Annotated in this window: 25 protein-coding genes; 9 read left to right on the forward strand and 16 right to left on the reverse strand. The window is 58.3% G+C overall.

Annotated features, from left to right (window positions below; translation table 11 throughout):
- Window positions 1-4: 4 nt before the first annotated feature.
- From CPJ18_RS11980 to CPJ18_RS11995, 4 genes are all read right to left on the reverse strand, one after another.
- Complete coding sequence (locus CPJ18_RS11980; RefSeq protein ID WP_077103548.1) at window positions 5-571, reverse strand: DUF6101 family protein; 567 nt, start codon at window positions 569-571, stop codon at window positions 5-7.
- A 446-nt stretch (window positions 572-1017) separates the two neighbouring features.
- Window positions 1018-2448, reverse strand: coding sequence for an FAD-binding oxidoreductase (locus CPJ18_RS11985; protein ID WP_103658517.1), 1431 nt, complete (start codon window positions 2446-2448; stop codon window positions 1018-1020).
- A 17-nt stretch (window positions 2449-2465) separates the two neighbouring features.
- On the reverse strand, window positions 2466-3443 hold the full coding sequence (locus CPJ18_RS11990) for an L-threonylcarbamoyladenylate synthase (RefSeq protein ID WP_103658519.1): 978 nt from the start codon (window positions 3441-3443) through the stop codon (window positions 2466-2468).
- Between the two features lie 102 nt (window positions 3444-3545).
- Window positions 3546-4154 carry a DUF6656 family protein gene (locus tag CPJ18_RS11995; protein ID WP_077118922.1) on the reverse strand — a complete coding sequence of 203 codons (609 nt, stop codon included), beginning with the start codon at window positions 4152-4154 and terminating at the stop codon, window positions 3546-3548.
- Between the two features lie 327 nt (window positions 4155-4481).
- Here CPJ18_RS11995 and CPJ18_RS12000 point away from each other — a divergent pair, with 327 nt between their 5' ends.
- From CPJ18_RS12000 to CPJ18_RS12015, 4 genes are all read left to right on the forward strand, one after another.
- A complete protein-coding gene (locus CPJ18_RS12000; RefSeq protein ID WP_103659089.1) occupies window positions 4482-5726 on the forward strand; it encodes an aromatic ring-hydroxylating oxygenase subunit alpha in 1245 nt (414 codons plus the stop codon).
- A gap of 5 nt (window positions 5727-5731) precedes the next feature.
- On the forward strand, window positions 5732-6811 hold the full coding sequence (locus CPJ18_RS12005; RefSeq protein WP_103659090.1) for an FAD-binding oxidoreductase: 1080 nt from the start codon (window positions 5732-5734) through the stop codon (window positions 6809-6811).
- Between the two features lie 106 nt (window positions 6812-6917).
- On the forward strand, window positions 6918-7406 hold the full coding sequence (locus CPJ18_RS12010) for a BA14K family protein (RefSeq protein ID WP_077118923.1): 489 nt from the start codon (window positions 6918-6920) through the stop codon (window positions 7404-7406).
- A 227-nt stretch (window positions 7407-7633) separates the two neighbouring features.
- Entirely contained in the window at window positions 7634-8128 is a 495-nt protein-coding gene (locus CPJ18_RS12015; RefSeq protein WP_103659091.1) for a BA14K family protein, read from the forward strand.
- Window positions 8129-8188: 60 nt separating this feature from the next.
- Here CPJ18_RS12015 and CPJ18_RS12020 read toward each other — a convergent pair whose 3' ends face one another.
- Entirely contained in the window at window positions 8189-9184 is a 996-nt protein-coding gene (locus CPJ18_RS12020; protein WP_077119340.1) for a transporter, read from the reverse strand.
- A gap of 202 nt (window positions 9185-9386) precedes the next feature.
- Here CPJ18_RS12020 and CPJ18_RS12025 point away from each other — a divergent pair, with 202 nt between their 5' ends.
- From CPJ18_RS12025 to CPJ18_RS12035, 3 genes are all read left to right on the forward strand, one after another.
- Window positions 9387-11171: an acyl-CoA dehydrogenase gene (locus tag CPJ18_RS12025; protein WP_103658521.1), complete on the forward strand. Its 1785-nt coding sequence runs from the start codon at window positions 9387-9389 to the stop codon at window positions 11169-11171.
- Between the two features lie 9 nt (window positions 11172-11180).
- A complete protein-coding gene (locus tag CPJ18_RS12030; RefSeq protein ID WP_103658523.1) occupies window positions 11181-11939 on the forward strand; it encodes a crotonase/enoyl-CoA hydratase family protein in 759 nt (252 codons plus the stop codon).
- 95 nt (window positions 11940-12034) lie between these two features.
- The gene (locus CPJ18_RS12035; protein ID WP_103658525.1) at window positions 12035-12355 is read left to right on the forward strand and encodes a hypothetical protein; all 321 of its coding nucleotides are present in this window, start codon (window positions 12035-12037) and stop codon (window positions 12353-12355) included.
- Window positions 12356-12495: 140 nt separating this feature from the next.
- Here CPJ18_RS12035 and CPJ18_RS12040 read toward each other — a convergent pair whose 3' ends face one another.
- Together CPJ18_RS12040 and CPJ18_RS12045 are read right to left on the reverse strand one after the other, a co-directional pair.
- Window positions 12496-13746 (reverse strand): class I SAM-dependent RNA methyltransferase, encoded by a 1251-nt coding sequence (locus CPJ18_RS12040; RefSeq protein ID WP_103658527.1) that lies wholly within the window; start codon window positions 13744-13746, stop codon window positions 12496-12498.
- Window positions 13743-14495 (reverse strand): TlyA family RNA methyltransferase, encoded by a 753-nt coding sequence (locus CPJ18_RS12045; protein WP_103659092.1) that lies wholly within the window; start codon window positions 14493-14495, stop codon window positions 13743-13745. The genes CPJ18_RS12040 and CPJ18_RS12045 overlap by 4 nt, the downstream gene beginning before the upstream one ends.
- 269 nt (window positions 14496-14764) lie before the next feature.
- On the opposite strand from CPJ18_RS12045, the gene CPJ18_RS12050 reads away from it, so the two are divergent.
- A complete protein-coding gene (locus CPJ18_RS12050) occupies window positions 14765-16792 on the forward strand; it encodes a methyl-accepting chemotaxis protein (protein WP_103659093.1) in 2028 nt (675 codons plus the stop codon).
- 62 nt (window positions 16793-16854) lie between these two features.
- Here CPJ18_RS12050 and CPJ18_RS12055 read toward each other — a convergent pair whose 3' ends face one another.
- The 8 genes from CPJ18_RS12055 to CPJ18_RS12090 all read right to left on the reverse strand — a co-directional run bounded on the left by CPJ18_RS12055 (window position 16855) and on the right by CPJ18_RS12090 (window position 24004).
- Entirely contained in the window at window positions 16855-17631 is a 777-nt protein-coding gene (locus tag CPJ18_RS12055) for a dioxygenase family protein (protein WP_103658529.1), read from the reverse strand.
- An 88-nt stretch (window positions 17632-17719) separates the two neighbouring features.
- Complete coding sequence (gene dxs / locus CPJ18_RS12060) at window positions 17720-19630, reverse strand: 1-deoxy-D-xylulose-5-phosphate synthase (protein WP_245445406.1); 1911 nt, start codon at window positions 19628-19630, stop codon at window positions 17720-17722.
- Between the two features lie 101 nt (window positions 19631-19731).
- Complete coding sequence (locus tag CPJ18_RS12065; RefSeq protein ID WP_103658531.1) at window positions 19732-20655, reverse strand: pirin family protein; 924 nt, start codon at window positions 20653-20655, stop codon at window positions 19732-19734.
- Window positions 20656-20906: 251 nt separating this feature from the next.
- Entirely contained in the window at window positions 20907-21161 is a 255-nt protein-coding gene (locus CPJ18_RS12070; protein ID WP_042618153.1) for an exodeoxyribonuclease VII small subunit, read from the reverse strand.
- Between the two features lie 2 nt (window positions 21162-21163).
- Window positions 21164-22099: a histone deacetylase family protein gene (locus CPJ18_RS12075; RefSeq protein WP_103658533.1), complete on the reverse strand. Its 936-nt coding sequence runs from the start codon at window positions 22097-22099 to the stop codon at window positions 21164-21166.
- Window positions 22100-22126: 27 nt separating this feature from the next.
- Window positions 22127-22690 carry a biotin transporter BioY gene (locus CPJ18_RS12080; protein WP_103658535.1) on the reverse strand — a complete coding sequence of 188 codons (564 nt, stop codon included), beginning with the start codon at window positions 22688-22690 and terminating at the stop codon, window positions 22127-22129.
- Between the two features lie 16 nt (window positions 22691-22706).
- Complete coding sequence (locus CPJ18_RS12085; RefSeq protein ID WP_103658537.1) at window positions 22707-23327, reverse strand: CbiQ family ECF transporter T component; 621 nt, start codon at window positions 23325-23327, stop codon at window positions 22707-22709.
- Window positions 23324-24004: an energy-coupling factor ABC transporter ATP-binding protein gene (locus CPJ18_RS12090; protein ID WP_103658539.1), complete on the reverse strand. Its 681-nt coding sequence runs from the start codon at window positions 24002-24004 to the stop codon at window positions 23324-23326. Before CPJ18_RS12090 ends, CPJ18_RS12085 begins: the two co-directional genes overlap by 4 nt.
- A 111-nt stretch (window positions 24005-24115) precedes the next feature.
- On the opposite strand from CPJ18_RS12090, the gene CPJ18_RS12095 reads away from it, so the two are divergent.
- Window positions 24116-25306, forward strand: coding sequence for a winged helix-turn-helix domain-containing protein (locus tag CPJ18_RS12095; protein ID WP_103658541.1), 1191 nt, complete (start codon window positions 24116-24118; stop codon window positions 25304-25306).
- 158 nt (window positions 25307-25464) lie between these two features.
- Here the strand turns inward: CPJ18_RS12095 and ribB are convergent, their stop codons facing one another.
- Window positions 25465-26565, reverse strand: a complete 1101-nt coding sequence (gene ribB / locus CPJ18_RS12100) for a 3,4-dihydroxy-2-butanone-4-phosphate synthase (RefSeq protein WP_103584904.1) — start codon at window positions 26563-26565, stop codon at window positions 25465-25467.
- Between the last annotated feature and the right edge of the window lies 1 nt (window position 26566).

A 26566-nucleotide genomic window follows, 5' to 3' on the forward strand; every position in this document is an offset into this window, starting at 1 on the left:
TGGATCAGCTGCGGGCGATGATTTCCTTGCCCTGAATACGCATGGTCAGGCCCAGCGAACCGGTGCTGCGGCGCACGAGGAAGCGTGGGCGGCGGTCTGCGAAGTAAGAGTGGCGGCGGCGCGGGCGGGTAGCCTTGGTGCTGATATGGCCGAGATGATCTTCCAGCGGGCGGGCGATGCCATCGGCTTCCACCATCAGCATGGGAATGCGATACTTTTCCGACCAGCTGCGCCAATCGGCAGCGATGTCGCACAGGTCGTGCGCCACCAGCAGCGGAATGCAGAGGTCCGGGTCGTCGTGGTGAAGTTCGAGCGTCACGGTAACCTGTCCGTCACCATGGTCGATGGCGCGGGCAGCAACGCCCTTGAAGGCGCGTGCCGGAAGGGCAAAGGACAGCGGAAGACCGCTGGAATGGAGAACCTTGCGGAGAACCGCGCCGCGCTCGTCGAGCGTGATAGCCACATCGGCTGAACCTTTGTCCTTGCCGTAGGTGATCTGCTGCGGAAACCGCGTAGGGTCTAGCCGGAGTGTCGCGCCTGCCCATTCGGGCTTCAGAACAGTGTTGGTCATATCATGCTATCCTTGTTTTACCTGAGAGCCGTTTCATGGTCTCGTCCGGGACTTTTCGTCCTCTGATAGGGAGAAGATAGCGGCCGCATCTTCGTGACAGCTTAAAAATCGAGGTTAAGAAAACTTTGCATTCCCAAATGGTTAGCAAAACGCAGACCGATAGGGTTTCGAATTCCTGAATTGGCACGTGCGCCATTGCGCAGGCGTTTGTGCCAACATGACATTTCCGGATGATATGAATTCGGAGAAAACGCGCTGGCTGTCCCCGCGCTTATCGCCTTGAAGACAGCTTGCGCAGGGCAAGTCGCTCTGGACAATTGCCAAAGATGCGAAAGCCAAAAATGGGTGGGGATGAGGTGTGCGCAGCCCAAAAAAAGGCAACGCCATAGGGTGCCCGCAAATGTTGCCCGACGCTCTATCTCAGGACTGAGGCGATGAAATCCGCGCTAGATGCGAACCACTTTGCCGGGGTTCATGACACCCGCCGGGTCAAACGCTGTCTTGATTCGGCGCATCAGTTCCATTTCGATACCGGGGCGGATGGCGGCCAGCTCGTCACGCTTTAACTGTCCAATACCGTGCTCGGCAGAAATCGAGCCGCCATGCGACAGCACGATGCCATGGACGATGTGGTTGATCTCGCGCCAGCGGGCGATGAACTCCGCCTTATCCGCACCAACTGGCTGGGAGATGTTGTAATGGATATTGCCATCGCCCAGATGACCGAAGGCGCAGATGCGCGCACCGGGCATGGCTTGCAGGACACCGGCCTCTGCTTCCGCCATGAATTCCGGTATTTTTGAAATCGGCACGGATACATCATGCTTGATGGAGCCGCCCTCCGGCTTTTGCGCATCCGACATGCTTTCGCGCATGTGCCACAAGGCCTGACGCTGTGCCTCGGAGGAGGCGATGACCGCATCCTGCACGACACCAGCCTCAAAGCCCTGCTCCAGCAGGGTTTCGATCATGGTTTGCGCTGTCTCTGCCGTATCGGAAGTCGAGATGTCGATCAGCGCATACCAGGGATGCGGCGTTTCCAAGGGGTCGCGAACGCCGGGAATGTGTTTTGCGGTGAACTCTATACCAATACGCGGCATCAGTTCGAAGCCGGTGAGGGCCGCGCCGCAGAGCGTCGAGGCGCGGTCGAACAGGGTCAAGGCGTCTGCGGGCGAGTTCAGACCGGCAAAAGCGACCTGATTACCTCTGGGCTTTGGAAAAAGTTTCAGCACCGCACCGGTGATAATGCCGAGCGTCCCTTCGGAACCAATGAACAGATCACGCAGATCATAACCCGTATTGTCTTTCTTCAGCCGACGAAGACCGTTCCAGATTTCGCCGGTGGGCAAAACCACCTCAAGGCCCAGGCACAATTGCCGCATATTGCCATAGGCCAGAACGGCGGTGCCGCCCGCATTGGTGGCAAGGTTTCCACCGATGCGGCAGGAGCCTTGCGATCCCAGCGACAGCGGAAACATGCGCTCTACCTTATCCGCCGCTTGATGGACGGTATCGAGAATGCAGCCGCCATCCACGACGATGACATTGGCGACGGGATCGATATCGCGCACGCTGCTCATCCGTTCCAGAGAGAGAATGACATCGCTGGCATCGCTGCGGGGCGTCTGCCCGCCCACAAGGCCGGTGTTACCGGTCTGCGGCACGATGGCTGTACCGGTTTCGCTGGCGAGGGTCATGATGGCTGCGACCTCTTCCGTCGATGCCGGTTTCAACAGAAGCGGCGAGGCACCTTTATAAAGCCCGCGATTTTCCACCAGATGCGGAGCAAGATCGGCCTGATCGCGCACGGCGTTCTTTTCACCGACGATGGTGACGAAACGCTGGATCAGATCATCGGGCAGAGCAATCGTCGTCATGAGGTCCTCGTGGTCAGTCAGGGGCGGGGGGCAGCGGCACGCGCCAGCCGATCGTTGATGGCTTCACCCAGCCCTGTTGCCGGGATGGGCATGATGGCGATGCTACCAGCACCGCTGGAATCGGCGGTCTTGAGGTGATCGAAAAGATTGGTGGCGGCTTCCGCAAGATCGCTGGTGGCGCTGAGATTAAGAACGATTGCGGCGTTCTCTTCCCCAGCGACGCGCTCGCCACCGAAGCGGATCAGCGCCTCACCCTTTTCGACGGATACCGCATTCAACCGCACGGATGCACCGGGCGCATAATGCGAGGCCAGCATGCCGGGGGCCTCGATGGCGGCAGATGCCTTTTCCGAGCGGATGAGCTTGAGGCCGATGACCTGTTCGATATCTTCGGCAACAAGACCACCGGGGCGTAACAGGCGCACGGTGCCGTTCTCTTCAACCTTGACGATGGTGGATTCCACGCCGACCGTTGCTGCCCCGCCATCCAGGATAAGGCTGACCTTCTCACCCAAATCCGCTTCCACGTGGGCCGCGCTGGTGGAGCTGATCTTGCCGGAGCTGTTGGCGCTGGGGGCGGCGAGTGGTTTGCCGAAGGCGGCGATCAGGTCGCTGGCAAAACCCTTGGGAATACGGATGCCGACTGTATCCAGACCGGCTGTCGCCAGCGCATGGATCGTGCTTCCGGGTTTCAACGGTAGAATAAGGGTGAGTGGCCCGGGCCAGAAAGCTTCTGCCAATTTGCGCGAGATGGGATCGAAGATCGCGTAGTCTTCTGCCATCGCGATGCTCGCCATATGGCAGATCAGCGGGTTGAACTGCGGGCGGCCCTTGGTTTCGTATATGCGGGCAATGGCAGCGGGGTTCGTCGCATCGGCAGCAAGGCCGTAGACCGTTTCGGTGGGAATAGCGACGGGATGGCCGGACGACAGGACATCGACAGCCTCGCGGAGAGCCGTTTCCCGGTCCTGGTCAATGTGAATATGACGCGCCATGAATGCTGCACCTTATGAGGCGCGCCGCTGACAAGCGCCGCACAGTTTTGCGCGACTGCTTTAGAGCTTTTCAGCTTGCTTGGAAAGCCGTTAGCTCCGGACTCAGAGCGTGCGGATCAACTTGCGCATTTCGTTGGAGCGGGTGCCAAGCATCAACACGTTCTTGAGTGCGATCTTCGGATCGTGTGTGCGAAACAGCAGGCCATCGCGGTGGATGGTCTTGTCGATCTGCACGGTTTTGTCACCGTTCATATCCATCGCGACCGCGAAATACATGCGGGAATGGCGCGGGTCGATATTTTCGAAGAACTGTTCGTCGCCGCACAATTCCGAAAAGAAGTTGGCGAAATAAAACGACCACATGACCTGCTTTCGCAAGTCGAAACTGGTGCGTGATGCCGTGACGTGGCAATAGCCCAAATGCGGGCTTGCTTCGATTGTGCGATGAAACACCATCTGTGGAAAGTAAATGGAACGGTGAAAGGAGTTGAGCCGTGAATGGGTCATCTCACCGGCGGTCTGGAGCTTGCGGCCGGTCATTTCGGCGACTTGGTCATGTGTGAGATAGCGCGGTTCGCGCGGAACCCACTTCTCCTCATAACGGGCGATTTTACCGGTGCGCAGAAAATCCGAATGGGCCGTTTTCGAGCGTGGGGGTGCCGCCATACGTGCATTCGCATCGAAGTAGCGGATTGGCGTTCCCTTCTGCATCGGGTGAGCTCCTGTTGCCGATCCACAGATTTTTACCGGAAGGGGGTTAAGATTCCCTTGTCGTGCAGTGGCGGATGTTAAGGATTGGCTGCACTGGCGTTTGTGTCATATTGCGACTGCTTCTCCCGGAAAGAGAAGAATAAGCCGCTGTTTTCGAAACAAAATTAGAAACTATTGCTTTTATGCGGCATGTCGCAAATTGTCGCCAATGCGGAAGCCGATGTCGCTGTATGTGGTGCTGAAGATCGGCGTGAATGGTTAGATAATTCCAGCTAAACGCGGGGAGACGCCTTCAAAGGCGCACCGCGACTTTTCGAGGACATGGCCATGGATTTGCGTGAAACCGTATTGCGCCAACTGAAAAACCGTCGTGAAGGCTTCACGCTGGACCAGCCTTTCTACGTGGATCAGGACTATTTCCAGCTGGATATGGAAAACATCTGGTATCGCGATTGGTTGTTCGTGGCGCATGATTGCGAAGTGCCAAAGACCGGCACCTATCTCACGGTCCAGATTGGCGATTACTCGGTTGTCATCGTGCGCGGCAAGGATGGCACCATTCGCGCCTTCCACAATTCCTGTCGCCACCGTGGATCACGCGTCTGCACCAGCCAGAAGGGTCAATCCGCTCGCCTCGTCTGTCCATACCACCAGTGGACCTATGATCTGGATGGCAAGCTTTTGTTTGCGCGCCATATGGGGGATGATTTTAACAAGGAAAACTTCGGTCTGAAGCCGATCGCCTGCGAGACCGTCGCCGGTTACGTCTTCATCTGTCTGGCAGAACAGCCGCTGGATTTTGCGCCGGTGCGCGCGGAAATCGAAGCCTACATGGCACCGCACCGCATCTGGGAGGCCAAGGTCGCCCATGAAAGCACCATCATCGAAAAAGGCAACTGGAAGCTGGTGTGGGAAAACAACCGCGAGTGCTACCATTGCGCCGCCAACCACCCGGAACTCTGCCGCACCTATCCGGAAAATCCGAGTGTGACGGGCACCGATGGCGGCGCGAGCGACCCGGAGATCGGCGGCCACTGGGCGCGCTGCGAAGCCGCCGGGCTGCCCAGCCGCTTCAAGATCGATCCCCAAGGCCAGTTCCGTGTGGCGCGCATGCCGCTGATCGGCGAGGCCGAAAGCTACACCATGTCCGGCAAGCGCGCGGTTCGCCGCCCGCTGTCTGACGATGTGACCATCGATCATATCGGTGCACTGCTTCTGTTCCATTACCCCACGACCTGGAACCACTTCCTTGGCGACCACCTGATTTCCTTCCGCGTGCTGCCGCTGGGGCCACAGGAAACGCAGGTCACGACCAAGTGGCTGGTGCATAAGGATGCCGTGGAAGGCGTGGATTACGATCTTGAAGACCTGACGCATGTCTGGAACGAGACCAACGATCAGGACCGCCGCATCGTCGAGGAAAACGCCTTCGGCATTCGCTCGCCTGCTTATGAGCCCGGCCCCTATTCGATGGAAGATGAGGGCGGCGTCATGCAGTTCGTAAACTGGTATGCCGATTTCATGATCGACCGTCTTTCGGGCGACAAGCAAAAACTTTCGGCTGTCGCATGACCGCGATGAACATGAAGACGACATACAAGCATATCGATGAGATGAAGCCGTGGAGCGACAAGCTTCACATGCTGGAATGCATTTCGGTGACGCCCGAAACGCCTGACGTGATGACATTCCTGTTTCGCTCCGAAGGCCCGAACTGGTTCCGTTATCTGCCCGGCCAATTCGTGACGCTGGAACTGCCGGTGGGGCCGGAGCCGCTGTTTCGCACCTATACGCTGTCATCCAGCCCATCGCGCCCCTATGCGCTCGCCGTCACTGTCAAGGCTCAGGCTACCAGTGTGGGCACGCGCTGGATGTTCAACAACCTCAAGCCGGGCATGCGCATCCGTGCTCTCGGGCCGCTGGGCGACTTCTCCTATGTACGCCATCCGGGCGAGAAATATCTGTTCATCTCGGCAGGCTCTGGCGTTACGCCGATGATGTCGATGGTGCGCGATATGAGCGACCGCGCGCCGCAAAGCGATATTTCCTTCATCAACTGCTCGCGCTCTCCATCAGACATCGTGTTCCGGCACGAGCTGGAATATCTCGCACGCTTCATGCCCAACCTGTCACTCGGTTTCATCGTTGAGAGCTGCGGGCGCACCGATCTCTGGTCGGGACTGAAGGGCATGGTGGACAAGGCCAAGATCGCGCTGCTGTCACATGATTTCATGGATCGCACTGTGTTCTGCTGCGGGCCGGAGCCGTTCATGGCGGCGATCCGCTCCATGCTGGATGCCTCGGACTTCGACATGGCGCGTTACCATCAGGAAAGCTTCTCCCCGGCCATGCCTGTTGCCGTCGGCGAAAGCGATTTGCCCGATGAAGGCGAAGTGCTGGCGAAGATCGGCTTTACCTTGTCCGGCAAAGATGTGCCATGTCAGCCCGGCCAGACTATTCTGATGACGGCGCGTGCCGCTGGCGTTCGCATCGGGGCTGCCTGCGAATCCGGCATATGCGGAACCTGCCGAGTTCTGAAATTGTCCGGTGAAGTCGAGATGAACCACAATGGCGGTATTCTCGATGAAGATATCGAGGAAGGCTATATCCTCGCCTGCTGCTCACGTCCTTTGACGGATGTACAAGTAGAGGCCTGATTATACTTGGTTTCATTTTGCACAATGGAACCAAAATCGAATTTTCCCGTTAGTTGGTCATCGATGCGCGGTCTCAACGCGTAATGTCATAAAACGGAGGAAACTCATGCTGAATTTGCGCAAGACCAGTGTTGCGACAGCTTTTATCATGCTTCTGACGAGCTTTACGCCGTCTCAGGCATTCCAGGTCCCACTTCCAATGCCAAAGCCCGTCCAGTCGACCACCACAACGACAGACAATGTCGTGCAGGTGCAGTATGACGGACGTCGCATCTACCGCGACCGCAATTTCCGCAATCGGGATTTCCGTAACCGCGACCGCGATTACCGCCGCCCATCTTACCGCCAGGGCTATTACAATGGCCACCGCGGCTATCGTGACCGTCGCCCCGGCTATCGCCAGCACAATGGCATGTGGTTCCCGCTCGCAGCTTTCGCAACCGGTGCCATCATCGGCGGTGCCATGTCGCAGGGTCGTCCAGCCTACGGCAACAGCCATCAGCAGGCCTGTGCAAGCCGTTACCGTTCGTACCGCGCTTCTGACAACACATATCAGCCAAACAATGGTCCACGCAGACAGTGCGTTACCAACTAATCAATGATTTTAGAAGAGCCCGGCGGACGTCGGGCTTTTCCTATTGTATTTATTAAGAAGCCATCAAGTGACTGTGAACACACTGTTAATGCTGGGTTCAGCTAGCCATTTATAATCTGAGTTACATATAAATGAGCCCGCATCTTGTGGGCTGGAATGCCAAGACAAGAACAATCGTTATTCACAATGCGCCGGTAGAGTACCCGGTCGTGGATGGAGGAAATCAGATGCAAAATTATGTGAAAACCCTTTGGGCTGCCGGGTTCTCGGCGTTGATTGCCGCAGGATCTGTCGTACCAACACAGGCAATGCCGATCTCCGTTGCGCCGCCAGCAATCGAGAAGGCCGATAACGGCGTCGTGAACGTTCAGTACTGGCGCGACCGCGGTTACAGACGCGACTACGGCGGCGGCTATTATCGCGGCCATCGTGGCTACCGCGACTACCGTCCCGGTTATCGCCATCACAATGGTTACTGGTTCCCGCTGGCCGCTTTCGGTGCCGGTGCCATCATCGGGGGTGCCCTATCGCAGCCACGTGAAGTCTATCGCCCTGTGCCTGAATACCGTCCGCGTCCTGTCTACCGAGCCGCACCGCGTGCTGGCTTGAGCCAGAGCCACGTCAACTGGTGCTTCGGTCGTTATCGCTCTTACGATGCCTATAGCAACACGTTCCAGCCTTATAACGGCCCACGCCAGACCTGCTATTCGCCTTACGGCTGATCGATTGACACGTTGAAGTAAAAAACGCCGTCCGGCTCCATCCGGGCGGCGTTTTTGCGTCTAGAGAATACCGGCGCGGCGCAACACGACCCAGGCAAAAAGGATCGATGCGACGATGAAGCTGGCAGCGTAGATTGTACCGCTCGTGCCTTCGGTAAAAGGAAGGGCTCCGGTATTCATCCCGAAAAAGCCCGTGACCAGCGTTGGCGGCAACAGAAAAGCCGTCATCAGCGACAATATGTAGAGGTGGCGGTTCGTCTCCGATGAGAGTTTAGAGTCCACTTCCTCATGTAGCAGCCTTGCACGGTCCTGTAGCGCATAGACGTCGTGATCGACCGCCTCGAGTCTGCCTGTCAGTCGTGCAGCGACATCTTCGAAGCCTGCGGGCATATCCTCCTCGTCGGCAGCCGATGCCCTGCGCATGAGTGTCAAAACCGTGCGCAAATGCCGGTGCAAACGCACCACTGTGCGCCGGACCGGGGCCAGCCGGCGACGCTCATCACGCGGCGTGCTGTCATAGACGATATCTTCGATGGCGTTCAGCTCTTCGGTCGTTTCCATGACCAGCGTGATCAGAGTGCGCTGAAACTCTGCGACCAGTCCTTCAAACACGTGGGAGGGCGTTGAATAGCGCTTCGGGTTCTTGTCGATGTTGGCACGAAGACGGTCGATGGAGCGCAAGGGTTGCAGGCGCGTGGTGATTATGTAGCGCTCACTGAGCGCGAAATGCAGCCAGCCGATATCGCGGGTTTCCTGGTCGAATTCCCGCTGGAAATCCACCAGCGTCCCGTAAATCGCACCTTCATCGACAACGATGGATGGGTGCGTTTCGTGGGTCGTCAAACTTGCCTTCACGCTCTCGTCAAGGCCTGGCATCGTCTCCAAGAATCCGACAACACGGGTATCGGCAATATTGAGATGCAGCCAGAAAAACCCGTCGTCTGCCTGTAATTCAGTCAGCTCGACATCCGGCGGTAGCCGGGTGCAGTTTCCATTGCCCGACTGGAAGCGGTAAGCCCAGACGAGACCGGGAATGGCAGGGTGAGGGATGTCCATGGCGTGTTCCTGAGCGGCATTCGCGGCGGGCAGCGGTGCTACGTCCCGCTTTTGCGACGACGTCATGCTGATCAGAGTTTTGTGACAGTTTGATTACAATCAACTGATCCGCCAACCGGATTTTTCAAATTGACGTTTACGTAAAAATCAATTAGCCCCGAAGGCTATCGCATTGCAAGCTGACGCTTCGGGAGGAGGCAGGATGTATATCGCACCGGTAGACGATATCGCTTTTACGCTGAAACATGTGGCAGGTCTGAAGGCCGCGCTCGATCAAGGCGCGTTCGGCGATCTCGATGAAGACACTGTCGATGCCATTCTGCATGAAGCCGGTCGTTTCGCCACGGATGAGGTCGCGCCGCTCGCCGAGATTGGCGACAAGCAAGGTTCCAAGCTGGTGGATGGTGCCGTGCGCACCCCGGATGGCTGGGCAGATCTTTATCACCGTTGGGCGGAAGGCGGCTGGAACGGCCTGACTGCGCCGGAAGAATTCGGCGGGCAGGCGCTGCCGCATCTGCTGAACGTGGCAGCACTAGAGATGTGGAACTCCGGCTCCATGGCCTTTGCGCTTTGCCCCACCCTCACCATGGGCGCGGTGGAAGCCGTTGCCAAACACGGCAGCGACGACCTCAAGGCAACCTACCTAGAAAAGTTGGTATCCGGCGTCTGGACCGGCACGATGAACCTGACCGAACCGCAGGCTGGTTCGGATTTGGCAGCTCTGAAGAGCCGGGCGGAACGCGCCGGTGATGGGAGCTACCGGATTTTCGGCCAGAAGATTTACATCACCTGGGGCGAACACGACGCAGCTGACAATATCATCCACTTAGTGCTGGCCCGCCTGCCGGATGCACCGGCTGGAACACGCGGCATCTCGCTGTTTCTGGTGCCGAAATTCCTGCCGGATGAAGCGGGTAGTCCGGGCGAACGCAACGATCTCTTCTGCCACTCGCTGGAGCATAAGCTCGGCATTCACGGCTCTCCCACCTGCACCATGATCTTCGGCGATGGCCGCTACGGCTCCGAAAAAGGTGCGATCGGCTGGATCGTCGGTGAGGAAAACAAGGGCTTGGCCTGCATGTTCACCATGATGAACAATGCGCGTCTGGCCGTTGGCATGCAGGGTGTTGCGATCTGTGAAGCGGCGACGCAAAAGGCCATCGTCTATGCCAAGGAACGCACCCAGGGCAAGGCACCCGGCACCAAAGCCACGGGCATGAGCCCGATTATCGAACACCCCGATATCGCCAGAACACTGTTGACAATGAAGGCGCTGACGCAAGGCTCGCGCGCCATCTCGTTCTCCTGCGCTCACGCCATCGATATGAGCCACGCCAAGACGGATGCGACGGAGCGGAAATTCTGGCAGGAGCGCGCGGCCCTTTTGACGCCGATTGCGAAGTCCTTCTCCACGGATGCCGGTGTGGATGTGGCCTCGCTCGGCATTCAGGTGCATGGCGGCATGGGCTTCATCGAGGAAACCGGAGCGGCCCGCTACCTGCGTGATGCCCGCATTGCGCCGATCTACGAAGGCACCAACGGCATTCAGGCCATCGATCTCGTCACCCGCAAGCTGCCGCTCTCCGAGGGCACCCAGGTGCGCGGCTTCATTGCCGAGCTAAAAGAGCAGGCCGAGGCAGTGAGAGCGTCGAACACACCGGAGCTTGGCGAAACCGCGCGTTATCTAGACCAGAGCATCACCGATCTCGAAGAGGCAACCGAATGGCTGCTGGATGCCCTGGCAAAGGGCGAGACATCAGCAGCGCTCGCCGGTGCCACGCCGTACCAGCGGTTGTTCGGACTGGCGCTAACAGGTGCCTATCTCGCCAAGGGTGCGCTGGCATCGGTTGACGACGGGCAGGGGGCAAACCGAATTGCGCTCTGCCGTTTCACCGCCGAAAACCTTCTTGCGGAAACATCCGCCCTGAAGGATCGTGTGATTGCTGGTGCCGCGAGCCTTGAAGCGGCCCGTGCCGTGCTGGGTTAAGGAGTTCCCATGTCTGCCGATCATATTCTCTTGGAACGTCCGCAAGCCGCACCCGGTGTGCAGGTCATTCGCTTCAACCGCCCGGATAAGAAGAACGCCATCACGGATGCGATGTATCGTAGCATGATCGACGCCTTGCAGGCGGCAGATGCGGATGATGATATCCGCGCCATCGCTTTCCTCGGTTCCAACGGCTGCTTTTCGGCTGGCAACGACATGGCCGATTTCATGGCCTTTGCCATGTCCGGCGGCAAGGGACGACTGGCAGCGGGAGATTTTCTGCACGCGCTGGTCGGCGTCGGCAAACCGATCGTTTCCGGCGTCGATGGTTTGGCCATCGGCATCGGCACGACGCTGAACCTACATTGCGATCTGACGGTCGCCTCCAGCCGCAGCCTGTTCAAGACACCCTTCGTGGATCTGGCATTGGTACCGGAAGCGGCGTCCAGCCTGCTCGTGCCGCGCATCATGGGTCATCAGCGGGCCTTTGCGCTGCTGGCGGCGGGAGAGGGGTTTTCGGCAGAACAGGCGCTTCAGGCCGGTTTGATCTGGAAGGTCGTTTCCGAGGCTGATGTCGAAACGGAAACCTTGAAGATCGCTGCATCCCTGGCATCGAAACCACCACAGGCACTGAAGATCGCCCGTGATCTCTTGCGCGGTGACGGCGCGGAAGTGCGCGAGCGTATCGACGCTGAAATCGTTCATTTTGCCGCTCAATTGCAAAGTGCGGAGGCCAGAGCAGCCTTCGAGGCGTTCATGCGTCGTTAAGCGTGGCTGGTGAAAACTGGCAACCTTTACGGAACCGGAACAGATGGCGGATATTCCTTGTCGAATATCGTTCATCTCGTGAGAAAGCCGCCACCATGCGCAATATCGTCTTCGCAATGCTCGCCTTCATGCCCATCTCCAGCGTGGCGGAGGCGGCAAGTTTCCAGCCGCCGCTGATGTCGCAGCCAGCGCAGAGCGACGTTATCCAAGTTCAGAATTACAACAGTCAGGCCGGTCAATCCAATCGAAACAACAACTCCGACCGCCGTCGTCCGCGCTTCGTCTGCGTGGTAACGCCACCCGATAGCGCCAATCGCTCACGCCCCTACGTCTGCCCGGTGCAGCAGGGCCGCGTTGGCGGTCGCTGCCGTTGTGATGGCGTGACTGGTAATGGTAATATCGATACGGCCTGGTGAGGATAGCGAGTTCCCTCATTCCTGTCCTTGTGACAGGAATCCAGTCGCCGCGCGTCTGCGCGGCGGGAAGAGTCTTTTCAGCCCAACGACTTGGGTTGGCTGGATTCCTGTGACAATCACAGGAATGAGGGAGAAATAGCTTACTTCTCCAGCGTCGCAACCGCTTCCACATGTGGCGACCATAAAAACTGGTCGATCGGCGTAACCTTGGTGATGCGATAGCCGCCCTCGACCAGAATGGCGAGGTCACGCGCCAGAGACAACGGGTTGCAGCTGACGGCAACGATCTTCTTGACGCTGCTTTTCGCCAGTTCCTTGCACTGAGCTTCGGCACCCGCACGCGGCGGATCGAAGACGACGGCGTCGTAGTTCTTCAGTTCTTTGGCGGTCAGCGCATGGCGGAAGAGGTCGCGTTTTTCAATGGTGACCGGCTTCAAACCTTGCGTGTTGCGGGCCGCAAGATCGAGCGCTTTGAGCGCCTTGTCTTCGGCTTCCACCGCATGCACCTTACCAAGACGTGCCAGCCGCAGGGCAAATGTGCCGGACCCGCAGAACAAGTCGGCAATGCGCTTGGATTTACCCACATGCGTCAGCACCAGTTCGGCCATGGCATCTTCCGCCGGTTTGGTGGCCTGCGCGAAACCGCCGGATGGTGGCGAAATCATCACGCCGTCGAAATCGATCAGCGGCTTTTGCGGCTCGATCAGAATTTCACCGGCAATCGAAACACGCGCAATGGCGCGCGTGGCCAGCGTGATTTCCGTCGCCGTTCTACGCTGCTTGTCGGTTGGCGCTTTGATGCCTTCGAAGGAAATATCGAGCCCGGTCCGCGTTTCCATGACGGTGATACGGAACGGCTCGGCATTCGATACGAGCGGCAGGCCGATGGCACGGATGGCGTCCAAACGCGAGACGATGCCGTCCGATGCGATGGGACATTCCTCGATGGCGACGATGTGATGGCTGCCTGCCTGGCTGAAACCCAAAAGCAGGCCTTTTTCTGTTTTGCGCGCAGAAAAGACAACGCGGCGTCTGTCTCCGGGGCGACAGTGCACCAACCCGTCAACCTCGGCATCCAGCCCCTTGGATTTCAAGGCTGCAACGACAAGACTACGCTTGAAGACATGATAGGGTTCATCGGCCATATGCTGCAACGAGCAGCCGCCGCAGGTCCCGTTCTTGCCATCAGGGCCGAAGTGGCGGCACGCAGGCTCTTGCCGTTCCGGAGCCGCCTCGGTAATCGACATGATCGTGCCCACGTCCTTGACGCGTGCGATGGTCACGGTCTCTCCGGGCAGTGCGAAGGGCACATAGACAGTGCCGTCGGGACAGTGGGCGATGCCGTCTCCCTGGGCACCAAGGCTTTGTATCTTCACGGTCTGGGCTGTCATGGCTTTTTGCCTCCGAGAAGGAATTCCTCGTTGCCGTCACCACCCGCAATCGGCGAGGGAATGAGGCCGAGGCTGACCCAGCCCATGTCTTCCACCAGCCAGCGTTCAAGTTCTGCGGCAACGGCCGGTGCGGTCTCTGGCTCTTTTAGAAGCCCGGCTTTGCTGATCGCGTCGCGCCCGGCTTCGAATTGCGGCTTCACCAGCAAGACGGCGAACGCTCCAGCCTCGGCCAGTTCCAGCGCAGGTGCCAGTGCCAGCTTGAGCGAGATAAACGACACATCCGATACGATAAAGCTGATCTGCCTGTTGTCGATATCGTCGCTGGTCAGGAAGCGGGCGTTGAAACCCTCGATGCTGGTGACGCGCCTGTCGTTTTCTATGCGTGGGTGGATCTGGCCGTGACCGACATCGATCGAGGTGACGTGAGACGCGCCGCGCTTGAGCAACACTTCGGTAAAGCCGCCCGTGGACGCGCCGACATCAAGACATTCGCGATTGCGCGGGTCCAGCTGGAAATGGTCGAGTGCGGCGACCAGTTTCAAGGCCGCGCGCGATACGTAATCCTGCGCGGGATCGCTGATCTCGAAGACGACATTTCCGGGAAATGTCAGGCTGGGCTTGGTGACGACCTTGCCGTTGACGCGTACGGTGCCGCGCGCGACGGCATCACGTGCACGAGAGCGGCTGGCGAACAGGCCGCGCGATACCAGAAGCTGGTCCAGCCGGTGATTTTCAGATGAATTAGACATGGCCGTTTCAATGACTGCCAAACGCCCTTAGCGCAAGCATTTTATGCGTTTGAGCCGACAGCATAAGGCGCTCGCGCCAAATGAATATGCAGCATACATAATAGGTGTTGGGAAACTTAAGCGAAAATAAACGGCTTTATTGCATTCTGCGGCACAGTTGAGTTGATCTCACCCCTTCTGCCATGATGGCGGCCCCCGGATCATAATGTGTGATGTCGCAGACTGCTTTCCTATGCAGTCGCACCTGAAGCGTGTCGAAAGAGCCCTCGATGTCTTTGAAGAATCTCCCTATTAACCTCAAGCTGGTTGCCACTTTCGTAGCATTGATGGCTGTCTGCCTCGTGGCATCGGCGGTCGTCTTTCTGCAAACGATTGAAGCCAAGGGCTTGTCGGAACAGCAGACAAACACCGCCAGGATCATGTCGGCAGTTGATGATGCGAAGGCTGCGATGCTGGAGCAGGCGGTCAATCAACGCGGCTTCCTGCTGTTTCGCAGCGACAGCACATATAATGATGTGTTTACCCAGCGCGATCTGATGTTGAAAAAACTCGATGAGGCTCGCGGCCTGGCCGTCGGTCAGTCGGAAATCCTGAAGTCCATCGACGACATGCAGGCAACCGCGACGGTGTTCTACACGCAGTTGGCGCAGCCACAGATGGCAGCTCGCAAGAACACCGAGGCACCGATTTCAGAGGTCATCGAGATTGGACGCAATCAGGCCAAGGGTCAGTTGGATGGCTTCCGCGCTGCTGCTGCCAAAATCAAGGAACAGCTGTCGACCGCTTCTGCAAACCAGGTTGCTGCGCAGTCCGCCGCTCATAGCAATCTTGAACTCGCCCTCTTGGTTGGCGGTGCCGCCGCTGGCGTTGTTGCCGTGCTGCTGATCTGGGCGCTGTCTCGCGCCATCGTTTCTCCGATTGTCGGCATGACGGATGCGATGAGCCGCCTTGCTGGTGGTGATACGACCGTCGAGGTTCCCGCACTCGACCGCGGCGATGAAGTCGGCAAGATGGCAAAGGCCGTTCTGGTCTTCAAGGAAGCCGGTATCGAAAAGTCCCGCCTGGCAGACGAAAGCGACCGTTTGCGTTCATCGACAGAGGCAGACCGCCGCCGCAATGAAACGGAGAAGGCACGCGCCGACGCGGAACAGACTTTTGCCAGCGAAGAACTGGCGAAAGGTTTGCAGTCTCTCGCCGATGGCAATCTGGTCTACCGCATCGAAACCCCATTTGCAGAATCCATGGAGCCGCTGCGCATCAACTTCAACAACTCGCTGGACAAGCTTCAGGAAGCGCTTCGCAACGTTGGCGAAAATGCTTCTGCCATCAACGCCGGCGCGTCTGAAATGCTGTCTTCCGCAGACGACCTTTCCCGCCGCACCGAACAGCAGGCAGCGTCCATCGAAGAGACGGCTGCTGCCCTGGAGCAAGTCACGACGACTGTTCGTGACAGTGCAAAGGGCGCAGAAGAGGCAAGCGCTCTGGTTCAGCGTGCTCGCACCGGTGCAGAAAACTCCGGCGTCGTCGTTCGCAAGGCTGTTGCGGCCATGCAGGAAATCGAAAAGTCTTCCGGTGAGATTACCAATATCATCGGCGTTATCGATGACATCGCGTTCCAGACCAACCTTCTGGCGCTCAATGCCGGCGTTGAAGCGGCACGTGCCGGTGAAGCGGGCAAGGGCTTTGCGGTTGTCGCACAGGAAGTGCGTGAACTCGCACAGCGGTCTGCCAATGCCGCCAAGGAAATCAAGGCTCTAATCGGCGCATCCAGCGCGCAGGTCGAAAACGGCGTGAACCTGGTGGGCGAAACCGGCAAGGCTTTGCAGGCAATCATTGCCGAAGTCGAGGAAATCAACTCGCACGTCGCGACGATCGTTACCGCCGCCCGCGAACAGGCAACCGGCTTGCAAGAGATCAACACGGCCGTCAACACGATGGACCAGGGCACGCAGCAGAACGCTGCCATGGTGGAAGAACAGACCGCCGCCAGCCACGCTTTGGCACGGGAAGCAGAAAGCCTGAACGAACTGATCGGTCAGTTCAATCTTGGTGGCGGTGCACGCTCTTCGACGGCGTTCAAGCCGGCACAGCACAGCGTACCACGGTCGGCCTCCGTACCAGCACCAAAGCCGAACTATTCTGCGCCCGCTCGTCCAGCGGCAAAGATCGCGCAGCCTACCGCGCGTCCAGTCTCGTCGCCAGCGCGTGCGCTTGGCCAGAGCCTGGCGAAAGCCTTCTCACCGAGGACCGAGGCTGTCGCCGCGAAGCCGGTGGCTCAGGATTGGGAAGAGTTCTGAGATCGGCCACAGTCTGACATTCACAACCCGCCGGAGCGATCCGGCGGGTTTTCTTTTGTAGCTTAAGATGAAAGCCCGATTGTGATCGTCGCGGACAGGACGCCGCTTTCGAGTTTCTCGAAATCGAAAATATGGTCCGTCGCATCGGCTGGGATGATGTTATCGTCACCATTGGCGGTGTCGCGCCGTGGTCTGCCGATATAATCCGGATGCTGGCCATAGACGATATCGCTCAGCGTATCGTCAAAATAAAGCTGGCTGACGAGCAGTTCCTTACCATCGACCAAGATGCGGCAATGAATGTGAGGTGCGCGACCGCGATACCAGCCTGGATAAGCGGTGAGAAACGTTGCCTGACCATCCGCCTTGGTCAGTTGCCGCCCGCGAAAGGCAAGGCCGCTGAGGGCTTCGGCGTCGTTCGCGGTGCACATGTCGGCCGCCTCACGACCGGAATAGATTCCGCGGTGATCGGTATGCCAGATTTCCACGTCTGCATTCTCTATTGGCCGACAATCGGCGCTATGGACAATTCTGACCGCCATGCGCATGGGAAGACCAGACTTGCCTTCGGAAACATCTTCCCGCAGCGGCACGTTATTGACGTGGCAAGGGCCAACTGTCTGGGCTGCGGTGACGATGCAATTCGGACTGCTTCGAAACACCGGCGACGGTAGTTTCGCGATGTCGACCGCCTTGGTTCCACCGTGGAGAAAATCGGTTCCCTTCCAGTCGAACTGACGGGCGGCAATGGCTTTATGCTGGCGAGGCCACAGCGATATGCCCGCTGCGGATGCGGCGATAATAACGCCTCCTCCAAGAATAACAGTTCTTCTTTTCATCAATTTTTCCACTCTACAAAACGCTTGTTTGTAGAGGGCGGAAAAGGAAATCCAAGTTAAATCTTGTCCATGCGCGCAGGCAGAACGGCTAAACGGCGTAACCGACGCCCGCCTGTTTCTGGCCCAGTGCGTTGAATACGGTGGATACGATGCCCGCCCGGTCAAGGCCTGCATTGGCATACATGATTTCCGGCTTGGCCTGCTCGACCCACTGGTCGGGAAGCGTCAAGGTGCGGACTTTCAGGCCCGTGTCGAGCAGACCGGCACTGGCCATAAAATGCAGCACATGCGCACCGAAGCCACCTGCCGAGCCTTCTTCGATGGTGATAAGCACTTCGTGATGGCTGGCCAGTTGGCGAATAAGATCAAGGTCGAGCGGCTTGGCAAAGCGTGCGTCTGCAACCGTGGTGGAAAGGCCCGCCGCATCCAGATCTTCGGCCGCAGCCAAGCATTCCGCAAGGCGCGTACCGAAGGAAAGCAGCGCGATTTTTGTGCCTTCCTTGACGATTCGGCCCTTGCCGATCTCCAGAATTTCGCCGCGCACCGGCATCTCGATGCCGACCCCTTCGCCGCGTGGATAGCGGAAGGAAATCGGACCTTCATCATAGGCAGCCGCCGTGCGCACCATATGTTTCAGTTCCGCCTCGTCCGAAGCGGCCATCACTACCATGCCGGGCAGGGTGGCGAGGAACGTCGTGTCGAAAGAGCCGGAGTGAGTAGGGCCATCAGCGCCGACGAAACCGGCGCGGTCTATCGGAAAGCGCACCGGCAGGCTCTGAATGGCCACATCATGCACCAGCTGGTCATAGCCGCGTTGCAGGAAAGTGGAATAGAGCGCACAGAACGGCTTGTAGCCATCCGCAGCAAGGCCAGCGGCAAAGGTCACCGCATGCTGTTCGGCAATGCCGACATCGAAGCTGCGTGTGGGGAACAATTCGGCGAGCTTATCCAGACCCGTGCCGTTCGGCATGGCTGCGCTGACGCCAACGATCTTGTCGTCAAGCGTGGCTTCCTGGATCAGCGCTTCCGCAAAGACGCTCGTGTAGCTCGGTGCATTGGGCTTGGCTTTCGCCTGCGCGCCGGTGATGACATCGAATTTGTTGACGCCGTGATACTTGTCAGCAGCGGCTTCGGCGGGCGCGTAGCCCTTGCCCTTCTGCGTCACGACATGGATCAGCACTGGGCCCTTCTGGTTGTCGCGCACATTGCGCAGCACCGGCAACAGATGCTCGAAGGAGTGACCGTCGATAGGGCCGATGTGGTAGAAGCCCAGCTCTTCGAACAACGTGCCACCGGTGACATAGCCACGCGCATGGGTCACGGCACGGGTGATGGCGCGGTCGATGGTCTTGCCCAGATAGGCCGTCAACTTCTTGCCGAAATCACGGAAGCCCATATAGGTGCGGCCAGACGCCAGACGCGCCAGATAAGCGCTCATGGCACCGGTTGGCGGCGCAATCGACATGTCGTTATCATTGAGAATGACGATGAGCCGGGCATCCAGCGCACCGGCATTGTTCAGCGCCTCGAACGCCATGCCAGCGGACATCGAGCCATCACCAATGACGGAAATAACCTTGCGGTTGCTGCCGTCAAGCTCGGCCGCCACGGCCATGCCGAGACCGGCGGAAATGGAGGTGGAGGAGTGGCCAGCGCCGAAATCGTCATATTCGCTTTCCGCGCGACGGGTGAAGCCGGAAAGGCCGCCTTCCTGCCGCAGCGTACGGATACGATCACGACGACCCGTCAGAATCTTGTGCGGATAGCACTGATGGCCGACATCGAAAATCAACCGGTCTTCCGGCGTGTTGAACACCTTATGGATAGCAATGGTCAGTTCCACCACACCAAGGCCCGCACCCAGATGCCCACCGGTCGTGGACACGGCGTCGATCATCTCATCGCGCAGTTCCCTGGCCAGTTGTGGCAGGTCGCGATCCTCGATGGACTTGAGATCGGATGGGAATTTCACCCGGTCAAGCAATGGTGTCTCTGGCATTCCGGTCAATCGTTCGGCCTTCGTATTTTGGTGTTCGATCTGCCGCTTCCAGATGGTGTGCACTCTGGCCTTCGACAAGACTAAAATCGTTTTAACGAATTTCAACCCTGCGGCAAAGGGACAAACTCCTCTTCATCCCCCGGTACAATGTCGAAGCGTCCAGTTCTCCACTCTTCCTTGGCTTTTTCTATACGTTCTTTTGATGACGACACGAAATTCCACCAGATATAACGCTTGGAATTCAGCGCCGCGCCGCCAAAAATCATGATGTGGCAACCGGCGATGCCGCCCTTCAGCGTAATATCGTCCCCAGCGCGAAACACGATCAGTTGATCGGCGGCAAAAACATCTCCCGCCACTTCCAGGCACCCAGAGAGAATATAGATCGCCCGTTCCTCATGATCTGCCGCAAAGGGGAATTTGACGCCCGCGCCCAGCGTCAGGTCGACATAAAGCGTATCCGTGAACGTCTTGACCGGCGAAGATAACCCCGCAAACGAGCCAATGACGACACGGCCCGATGCACCTTTCACATCGTTGACAGGCATGGCGTCCCGCCCGGTGTGTGAAAAATCCGGCGCGATTTCTTCCTTGTTGTCGGGCAGGGCAAGCCATGTTTGCAGCCCGGACATGGACAGCGGATGACCCCGCAGGTTTTCCGGCGTCCGTTCCGAATGAACAATGCCGCGCCCCGCCGTCATCAGGTTTATGTCGCCCGGGCGGATGGTGAGTTCGGTGCCGAGACTGTCACGATGCTTGATTTCACCATCGAAAAGATAAGTCACAGTGGAGAGTCCGATATGCGGATGCGGCTTCACATCCAGCGCTTCCCCGGCTTTGAGAATGGCAGGGCCCATGCGGTCGAAAAAAATGAACGGCCCGACCAGTCGCCTGTCGCGCGTCGGCAATGCTCGTCTGACCGCAAACCCACCAATATCGCTGGAGCGCGGAATGATCAGGTTCTCGATGGCATCGCAGGCAAAGGCATCGCCTGCGGCGGGGTCATTTCCGGGAAAAAACGACATGGCAAATCTCCTGCGTGACTGGCAGGTAGATTAGCACGATTTGGGAGGCTGGTGAGGGTTCTCTTGTAAACGCTGTGTTCTCTGTTGCCCAAGGAGAGATGGGTGGATTCTGTATTAGATTTTCCGTCACCCTCGGGCTTGTCCCGAGGGTCTAACGAACCCCAACGTCAAACGTGATTAGATCCTCGGGACAAGCCCGAGGATGACGACGGTAAAGGGTGAGACCGGCGATCGTTCAAAGGGAGTTACACCTATTCTCCGTCCAACGGCTCCACGCCAACCGGCTTGCCCGCGCGATCCAGACGAATTTTCTCGATGCGCTTTTCAGCGGCCGTCAGCAGGGTTTCACAATGTTTCTTCAGGGCTTCGCCGCGCTCGTAAATGGCGATGGATTCGTCCAGCGCCACATCGCCGCGTTCCAGACGGGCGACAATGCTTTCCAGCTCGGCGACAGCCTTTTCGAAAGAATAACCGCTGACATCGGCTGTGTTGGCATTTTCCGTCATGTTCAACCCTTCATCATTCTCAAAATATGCATAGCTGCCGATTCCGCCAGCCCTTCCAGATCATAACCACCTTCAAGCAGGCTGACGACCCGGTTGGCGGCAAATTTGTCGGCCATCTCAAGAATTCGCCCCGTTGCCCAATCGAAATCATCGCCCACCAGATTGATCTGCGCCAAGGGGTCGCGGTGATGCGCATCGAAACCCGCCGAGATGATAATGAGATCGGGCGAGAAATCGGCAAGTGCCGGCAGGACGCGGGATTTGAACGCCTCGCGAAAATGATCGCTGCCGGTGTTGGGCGAAAGCGGCGCGTTCACGACGTTATTCTTGATGCCGGTTTCTTTTTTATCGCCGCTCCACGGGTAAAGGGGCATCTGGTGTGTGGAGCAGAACAGGACCGAGGTATCGTTCCAGAAAATGTCCTGCGTGCCGTTGCCATGGTGGACGTCCCAATCAACGATCGCAACGCGTTCCGCCCCATGCACCTTCTGCGCATGGCGGGCCGCGATGGCGGCATTGTTGAACAGACAAAAGCCCATGGCCTTTTCTGTTTCCGCATGGTGGCCTGGCGGGCGGCTGGCTACGAAGACATTGTCGGCAGCACCGCTAAACACATCATCCACTGCCGCCATGGCAGCGCCGATACCGGTCAGCGTCGCCTGCAGACTTTTGGGCGAGGCATAGGTATCAGCCTCGATGCGGTTGATCTCGCCATCCTCTTCCGGGATCTGCCGCATGATCGAGATCAGATGGCTCTCCGGGTGCGCCAGCAACACGGCATCCTCGTTCGCCTGCGGCGCTTGCTTGCGCTCCAGCCGCTCGAAATTGGGATGCTCTAGTGCGATGTTTAGCGACCGCAGCCGGTCGGGCCGCTCCGGATGACCCGCAGGCGTTATGTGTTCCAGGAATATCGGGTGCTCGTAAAGCCGTGTGGCCATGGCGGTGACTCCTGAAAAGGGGCAGCGTTATGCGCGTTGCGGCAGCAGCGGATATCCGGCCATCACGGCGCGGCCGGCGAATGCTGAGAGAACCGCCTTGAGGATATCGCCCGGAATGAAGGCCATGGAGCCGACAAAGGCCTTCTGAAAACCGATGCCAGCTGCAAAGCCGAGATAGGTGATGCCGAAGGCATACAGCACGATTACCCCACCGGCAACGCTGGCCAGAAAGAAGCTGACACCCTGCACGAGGGCCGACTGATCCCGATTGACCAAACGTTCGGACAGATAGCCGGTGGTGAAGACTGCGGCGATCCAGCCTATCAGGAAGCCTGTGGTCGGCGTATAGAAGATCGAAAGCCCACCGCGGCCGCCTGATAGCACCGGCAGGCCGATGGCGGCGATGAGGATTGTGAGAAGAACCGCCAGCGTGCCACGCTTTGCCCCCAGCACCACACCGGCCAGCATGACGCCAAGCGACTGCGCGGTAATGGGCACGGGAATGAAGCCAAGCGGGATGGGCGGCAACAGGCCAAGCGCGATGATGATGGCTGAAAATAGTGAAATCAGAACGAGGTCACGGGTCTTCATTCTCAATAGGCTCCATCTATAAATCTGAGGACGAGGTTTGGCCTCTGAAACCGCGCGCGTCAATGGCGTCTGCAATGGCATCGGCATCCTTCAACGTCATAATGATCAGCGGCACGAGGATCGTATGCAGTCTGGTCTTCATTCCCCGGGCGCGGTGCGCATCGCGCAAAGTCTCGTAGCGGTTGATGACTTCAGGCACGAAACGCACGACAAGCCCAACCGCCAAGCCGACATCGGCGGCCTTGGCAAGCCCCAGTTTTTCCAGCGGACGCAGCGCAAAAGCGATTTCGTCCATGAACTGGGAAATGCTGACGCTGGCCGTGATCGCCGTCGCCAGAAGCGTTAGGGCCGTCAAACGCAAAAGAGCAATCGCCGCATCCACTGCCGAAATCAGCAAAAAACTGAAAGCTGCAATGATGGCAATGGTCAGCAGAACAGGCCGCAGCCGCGCAACGATTTCCCGAACACCCAGATGCGTCTGCCACAGCACCAACCCTGCCACCAAAACGGCTGCGAAGAGGATGAACGGATCGCGCGTAAGGAACAGGCCAATGCTGAACAGGGCGAGGCTCGCCAGTTTGATGCGCGGCGATAGCTGGTAAAGCCAACCACTTCCTTCGACGTGCAGGCTTTTCATGTCAGTGCCAGCTCTCGGTAAAGCCGGATGGCCTCGGCAGGGGATGCGTCGGCGTGAAGCCGGTTCTGATGGAACAGAAGCACGCGGTCGAAACTTTCCAGCAGCGGAAGATCGTGGGTGATGACGATCAAATCCTGCTCCAGCCCCGCCATGGTTCGCTCCACCAGCGCACGGTTTTTCAGGTCCAGCTGGTTCGTCGGCTCGTCCATGATGAGGATTTTCGGATTGGTTATGGTCAGCGCTGCCAAGGCCGATAGCTGCAATTCGCCGCCGGAAAGCTCATGCGCGCGGCGTTTTGCCAGATGCTGGATATCGAAGCGCTGCAAGGTGGCGTCCACCGCCGCTTCGATGTCGGCCTTGTTCAGCCCCTTGTTCTTCAGGCCAAAGGCGATGTCGTCGCGGATGATAGGCAGGATGATCTGGTTTTGCGGGTTCTGGAAAATAAAACCGACATCCTTCAAAACCTCCGACGCGTCCTTGACCGTATCCAGCCCGTTGACGCTGACATGGCCACTCGTCGGTTTCGTCAGGCCATTGATCATCCGCGCGAAGGTGGTTTTGCCGGAACCATTGAGGCCGATAATGCCGATGCGTCGTTGGTTAAGCGTCAGCGTAAGAGGCTCGACCGCCGCTCTGCCCTCAAACGCCACCCCCGCATCGTTAAAACGAATATCCACTACCAGTCCCCAAATGCTGTCGCTGTTCCTATAAACGTAGGAGAGGGCAAACGAAACAAGGAACAAAAAAAGAACATTGATTTTTCAGTCTCGCAACCATAGGCTTTTACCATGGCGATTCTGATTTCGAACGAAGCAGCACGACGTATCTTCCTGGCGCGACAGGGGCTGTCCGCATCGCCCAGCCGTGCCATGGGCAAGGCCGATTTGTTGAAACTGATAACGGATATCGGTTTCGTACAGTTGGATAGCATCGCCACGGTTGAGCGGGCGCACCACCAGATCATTTTCTCGCGAAACCAGACCTACAAACGGCAGCATCTCACAGACCTGCTGGAGAAGGACCGGGCGCTGTTCGAGCACTGGACGCATGATGCCTCGATTTTGCCAGCGACCTTCTACCCCTATTGGAAACACCGTTTCCGCCGCCGGGAGCCCGTTATTCTGGAACGCTGGCGCAAGTGGCAGGGAGAGGGGTTCGATGCGGCCTTCGAGGAGACCTATCGTCGCATTGCCGAAAACGGCCCCGTCATGTCACGCGATATGAAGGCAGAGGGCCATCAGTCCGGTGGCTGGTGGAACTGGCATCCATCAAAGACCGCGCTGGAATATCTCTGGCACACCGGCAAACTGGCGGTGGCTGGCCGGATGAACTTTCAGAAGGTCTATGACCTCGCAGAGCGGGTCATTCCGGCTGAACATCATGATAAAGAGGTTCACCACGACGAGTTCGTCGACTGGGCCTGCCGTGAAGCACTGACGCGGCTGGGCTTTGCAACGTCAGGCGAAATCTCCGCCTTCTTCGACATCGTAACGCCGCAGGAAGCCAAGCAATGGGTAACTGATCATCGCGATGAGCTCTGCGAAGTCTCGCTGGCTTCTTCGGATGGTGCCAAGGAGCGTGTCTCCTATGCCTTCGAAGGGTTTGTGGGCGAGGCCGAATCGGAGATCGAGCCGCCCAACCGCATCCGCGTGCTCAGCCCGTTCGATCCCCTGCTGCGCAACCGCGCTCGCACCGAACGGCTGTTCGGCTTTTTCTACCGCATCGAAGTCTTTGTGCCCGAGCCGAAGCGGCAATACGGCTATTACGTCTTCCCGCTTCTGGAAGGGGACAGGTTGGTTGGTCGCATTGATATGAAGGCGGAGCGTAAAGGTGGAACGCTGGATGTGAGGCGCCTCTGGCTCGAAAAGGGTGTGCGTGCCTCTTCGGGCCGTCTGGCAAAGCTGGATGCTGAGCTGAACCGGCTGGCGAAGTTTACCGGTGTTGAGACTGTACGGTATTTGGATGGCTGGCTGGGGTGAGAGGGCGATGCCATTCCGCATCCTCATTCCTGTGCTCGTCACAGGAATCCAGTCGCCGCGCGTCTGCGCGGCGGGAAGACTTCTTTCACCCAAAGACTTGGGCTGGCTGGATTCCTGTCACAAGGACAGGAATGAGGGGTCAGGGAGATACTCTGAATTCACCCGATATCCGTCGAGCTAATCTGAATTCCAAAACCCTCGAGCCCGACATAGTGGCGCTCGCGGGAACTCAGCAGCTTGATCGAGGTGATGCCGAGTTCCTTGAGAATCTGTGCGCCGAGACCGATTTCCAGCCATTCGTCGTCACGTGTTCGGGCTTGGGCGTGCGCTTCTTCCGGGTCGCGGGATTTTCTGCGTCCGGCCACCTGTCCAACGCCAACCGAGCCTTCGCGCAGGTAGATGATGACGCCACGGCCTTCGGCTGCGATTTTTTCCATGTAATGCTGCACGGGCTGCTTCTTGCCGAAGATGTCGTCGGCCACGTTTTCCGGGTGCAGGCGCACGGGAATGTCGACGCCATCACGGATATCGCCGAAGATGACGGCCATATGCTCCATCGGGTCCCAGGGCAGGGAATAGGTCTGCGCCTTTGCGGGGCCGAACGGCGTTTCGAGCGTAAACTCGCTTTCCTTTTCGACCAGCGTTTCCTTGCGCTGACGATAGGCGATGAGATCAGCCACCGACACCTGCTTCATGCCATGGGTCTCCGCAAAGGCCGAAACCTGCGGGCCGCGCATGACGGTGCCGTCATCATTCACCAGTTCGCTGATAACGCCGATGAGCGGCAGGCCTGCCAGCTTGCAGAGATCGACTGCCGCTTCCGTATGGCCGGAGCGCATCAACACGCCGCCTTCGCGGGATACCAGCGGAAAGATATGGCCGGGTCGGGTGAAATCCGCAGCGCCTGCGTTTGGGTTGGCGAGGTTGCGAACCGTCACATTGCGGTCGCTGGCGGAAATGCCTGTGGTCGTGCCGTGTTTGAAGTCTACGGAAACGGTAAAGGCGGTGGTGTGGGCGCTATCGTTTTCCGCGACCATGGCGTTGAGATTGAGGCGTTTTGCCTCTTCCCGTGGCATGGGCGCGCAGACGATGCCGGAGGTGTGGCGCACGATAAAGGCCATTTTTTCCGGCGTGCAGTGCACCGCGGCAACGATCAAATCGCCTTCGTTTTCGCGGTCGTCATCATCCATGACAACAACGATCTCACCGGCCTCGAAGGCCCTGATAGCTTCAACGACACGCTTCTGATCATATGTCATG

This window comes from Agrobacterium rosae (genome assembly GCF_002915175.1).
Taxonomy (GTDB): domain Bacteria; phylum Pseudomonadota; class Alphaproteobacteria; order Rhizobiales; family Rhizobiaceae; genus Agrobacterium; species Agrobacterium rosae.

What these genes read in the sequence shown, in the direction of transcription:
- CPJ18_RS12075 (WP_103658533.1), bottom strand. Translation starts at nt 22,099, where the DNA reads ATGGCCACACGGCTTTACGAGCACCCGATATTCCTGGAACACATAACG.
- CPJ18_RS12045 (WP_103659092.1), bottom strand. Translation starts at nt 14,495, where the DNA reads ATGTCTAATTCATCTGAAAATCACCGGCTGGACCAGCTTCTGGTATCG.
- CPJ18_RS12050 (WP_103659093.1), top strand. Translation starts at nt 14,765, where the DNA reads ATGTCTTTGAAGAATCTCCCTATTAACCTCAAGCTGGTTGCCACTTTC.
- CPJ18_RS12070 (WP_042618153.1), bottom strand. Translation starts at nt 21,161, where the DNA reads ATGACGGAAAATGCCAACACAGCCGATGTCAGCGGTTATTCTTTCGAA.
- CPJ18_RS12040 (WP_103658527.1), bottom strand. Translation starts at nt 13,746, where the DNA reads ATGACAGCCCAGACCGTGAAGATACAAAGCCTTGGTGCCCAGGGAGAC.
- CPJ18_RS11980 (WP_077103548.1), bottom strand. Translation starts at nt 571, where the DNA reads ATGACCAACACTGTTCTGAAGCCCGAATGGGCAGGCGCGACACTCCGG.
- CPJ18_RS12080 (WP_103658535.1), bottom strand. Translation starts at nt 22,690, where the DNA reads ATGAAGACCCGTGACCTCGTTCTGATTTCACTATTTTCAGCCATCATC.
- CPJ18_RS12000 (WP_103659089.1), top strand. Translation starts at nt 4,482, where the DNA reads ATGGATTTGCGTGAAACCGTATTGCGCCAACTGAAAAACCGTCGTGAA.
- CPJ18_RS11990 (WP_103658519.1), bottom strand. Translation starts at nt 3,443, where the DNA reads ATGGCGCGTCATATTCACATTGACCAGGACCGGGAAACGGCTCTCCGC.
- CPJ18_RS12015 (WP_103659091.1), top strand. Translation starts at nt 7,634, where the DNA reads ATGCAAAATTATGTGAAAACCCTTTGGGCTGCCGGGTTCTCGGCGTTG.
- CPJ18_RS11985 (WP_103658517.1), bottom strand. Translation starts at nt 2,448, where the DNA reads ATGACGACGATTGCTCTGCCCGATGATCTGATCCAGCGTTTCGTCACC.
- CPJ18_RS12030 (WP_103658523.1), top strand. Translation starts at nt 11,181, where the DNA reads ATGTCTGCCGATCATATTCTCTTGGAACGTCCGCAAGCCGCACCCGGT.
- CPJ18_RS12095 (WP_103658541.1), top strand. Translation starts at nt 24,116, where the DNA reads ATGGCGATTCTGATTTCGAACGAAGCAGCACGACGTATCTTCCTGGCG.
- CPJ18_RS12065 (WP_103658531.1), bottom strand. Translation starts at nt 20,655, where the DNA reads ATGTCGTTTTTTCCCGGAAATGACCCCGCCGCAGGCGATGCCTTTGCC.
- CPJ18_RS12025 (WP_103658521.1), top strand. Translation starts at nt 9,387, where the DNA reads ATGTATATCGCACCGGTAGACGATATCGCTTTTACGCTGAAACATGTG.
- CPJ18_RS12020 (WP_077119340.1), bottom strand. Translation starts at nt 9,184, where the DNA reads ATGGACATCCCTCACCCTGCCATTCCCGGTCTCGTCTGGGCTTACCGC.
- dxs (WP_245445406.1), bottom strand. Translation starts at nt 19,630, where the DNA reads ATGCCAGAGACACCATTGCTTGACCGGGTGAAATTCCCATCCGATCTC.
- CPJ18_RS12085 (WP_103658537.1), bottom strand. Translation starts at nt 23,327, where the DNA reads ATGAAAAGCCTGCACGTCGAAGGAAGTGGTTGGCTTTACCAGCTATCG.
- CPJ18_RS12005 (WP_103659090.1), top strand. Translation starts at nt 5,732, where the DNA reads ATGAACATGAAGACGACATACAAGCATATCGATGAGATGAAGCCGTGG.
- CPJ18_RS12010 (WP_077118923.1), top strand. Translation starts at nt 6,918, where the DNA reads ATGCTGAATTTGCGCAAGACCAGTGTTGCGACAGCTTTTATCATGCTT.
- CPJ18_RS12035 (WP_103658525.1), top strand. Translation starts at nt 12,035, where the DNA reads ATGCGCAATATCGTCTTCGCAATGCTCGCCTTCATGCCCATCTCCAGC.
- ribB (WP_103584904.1), bottom strand. Translation starts at nt 26,565, where the DNA reads ATGACATATGATCAGAAGCGTGTCGTTGAAGCTATCAGGGCCTTCGAG.
- CPJ18_RS11995 (WP_077118922.1), bottom strand. Translation starts at nt 4,154, where the DNA reads ATGCAGAAGGGAACGCCAATCCGCTACTTCGATGCGAATGCACGTATG.
- CPJ18_RS12055 (WP_103658529.1), bottom strand. Translation starts at nt 17,631, where the DNA reads ATGAAAAGAAGAACTGTTATTCTTGGAGGAGGCGTTATTATCGCCGCA.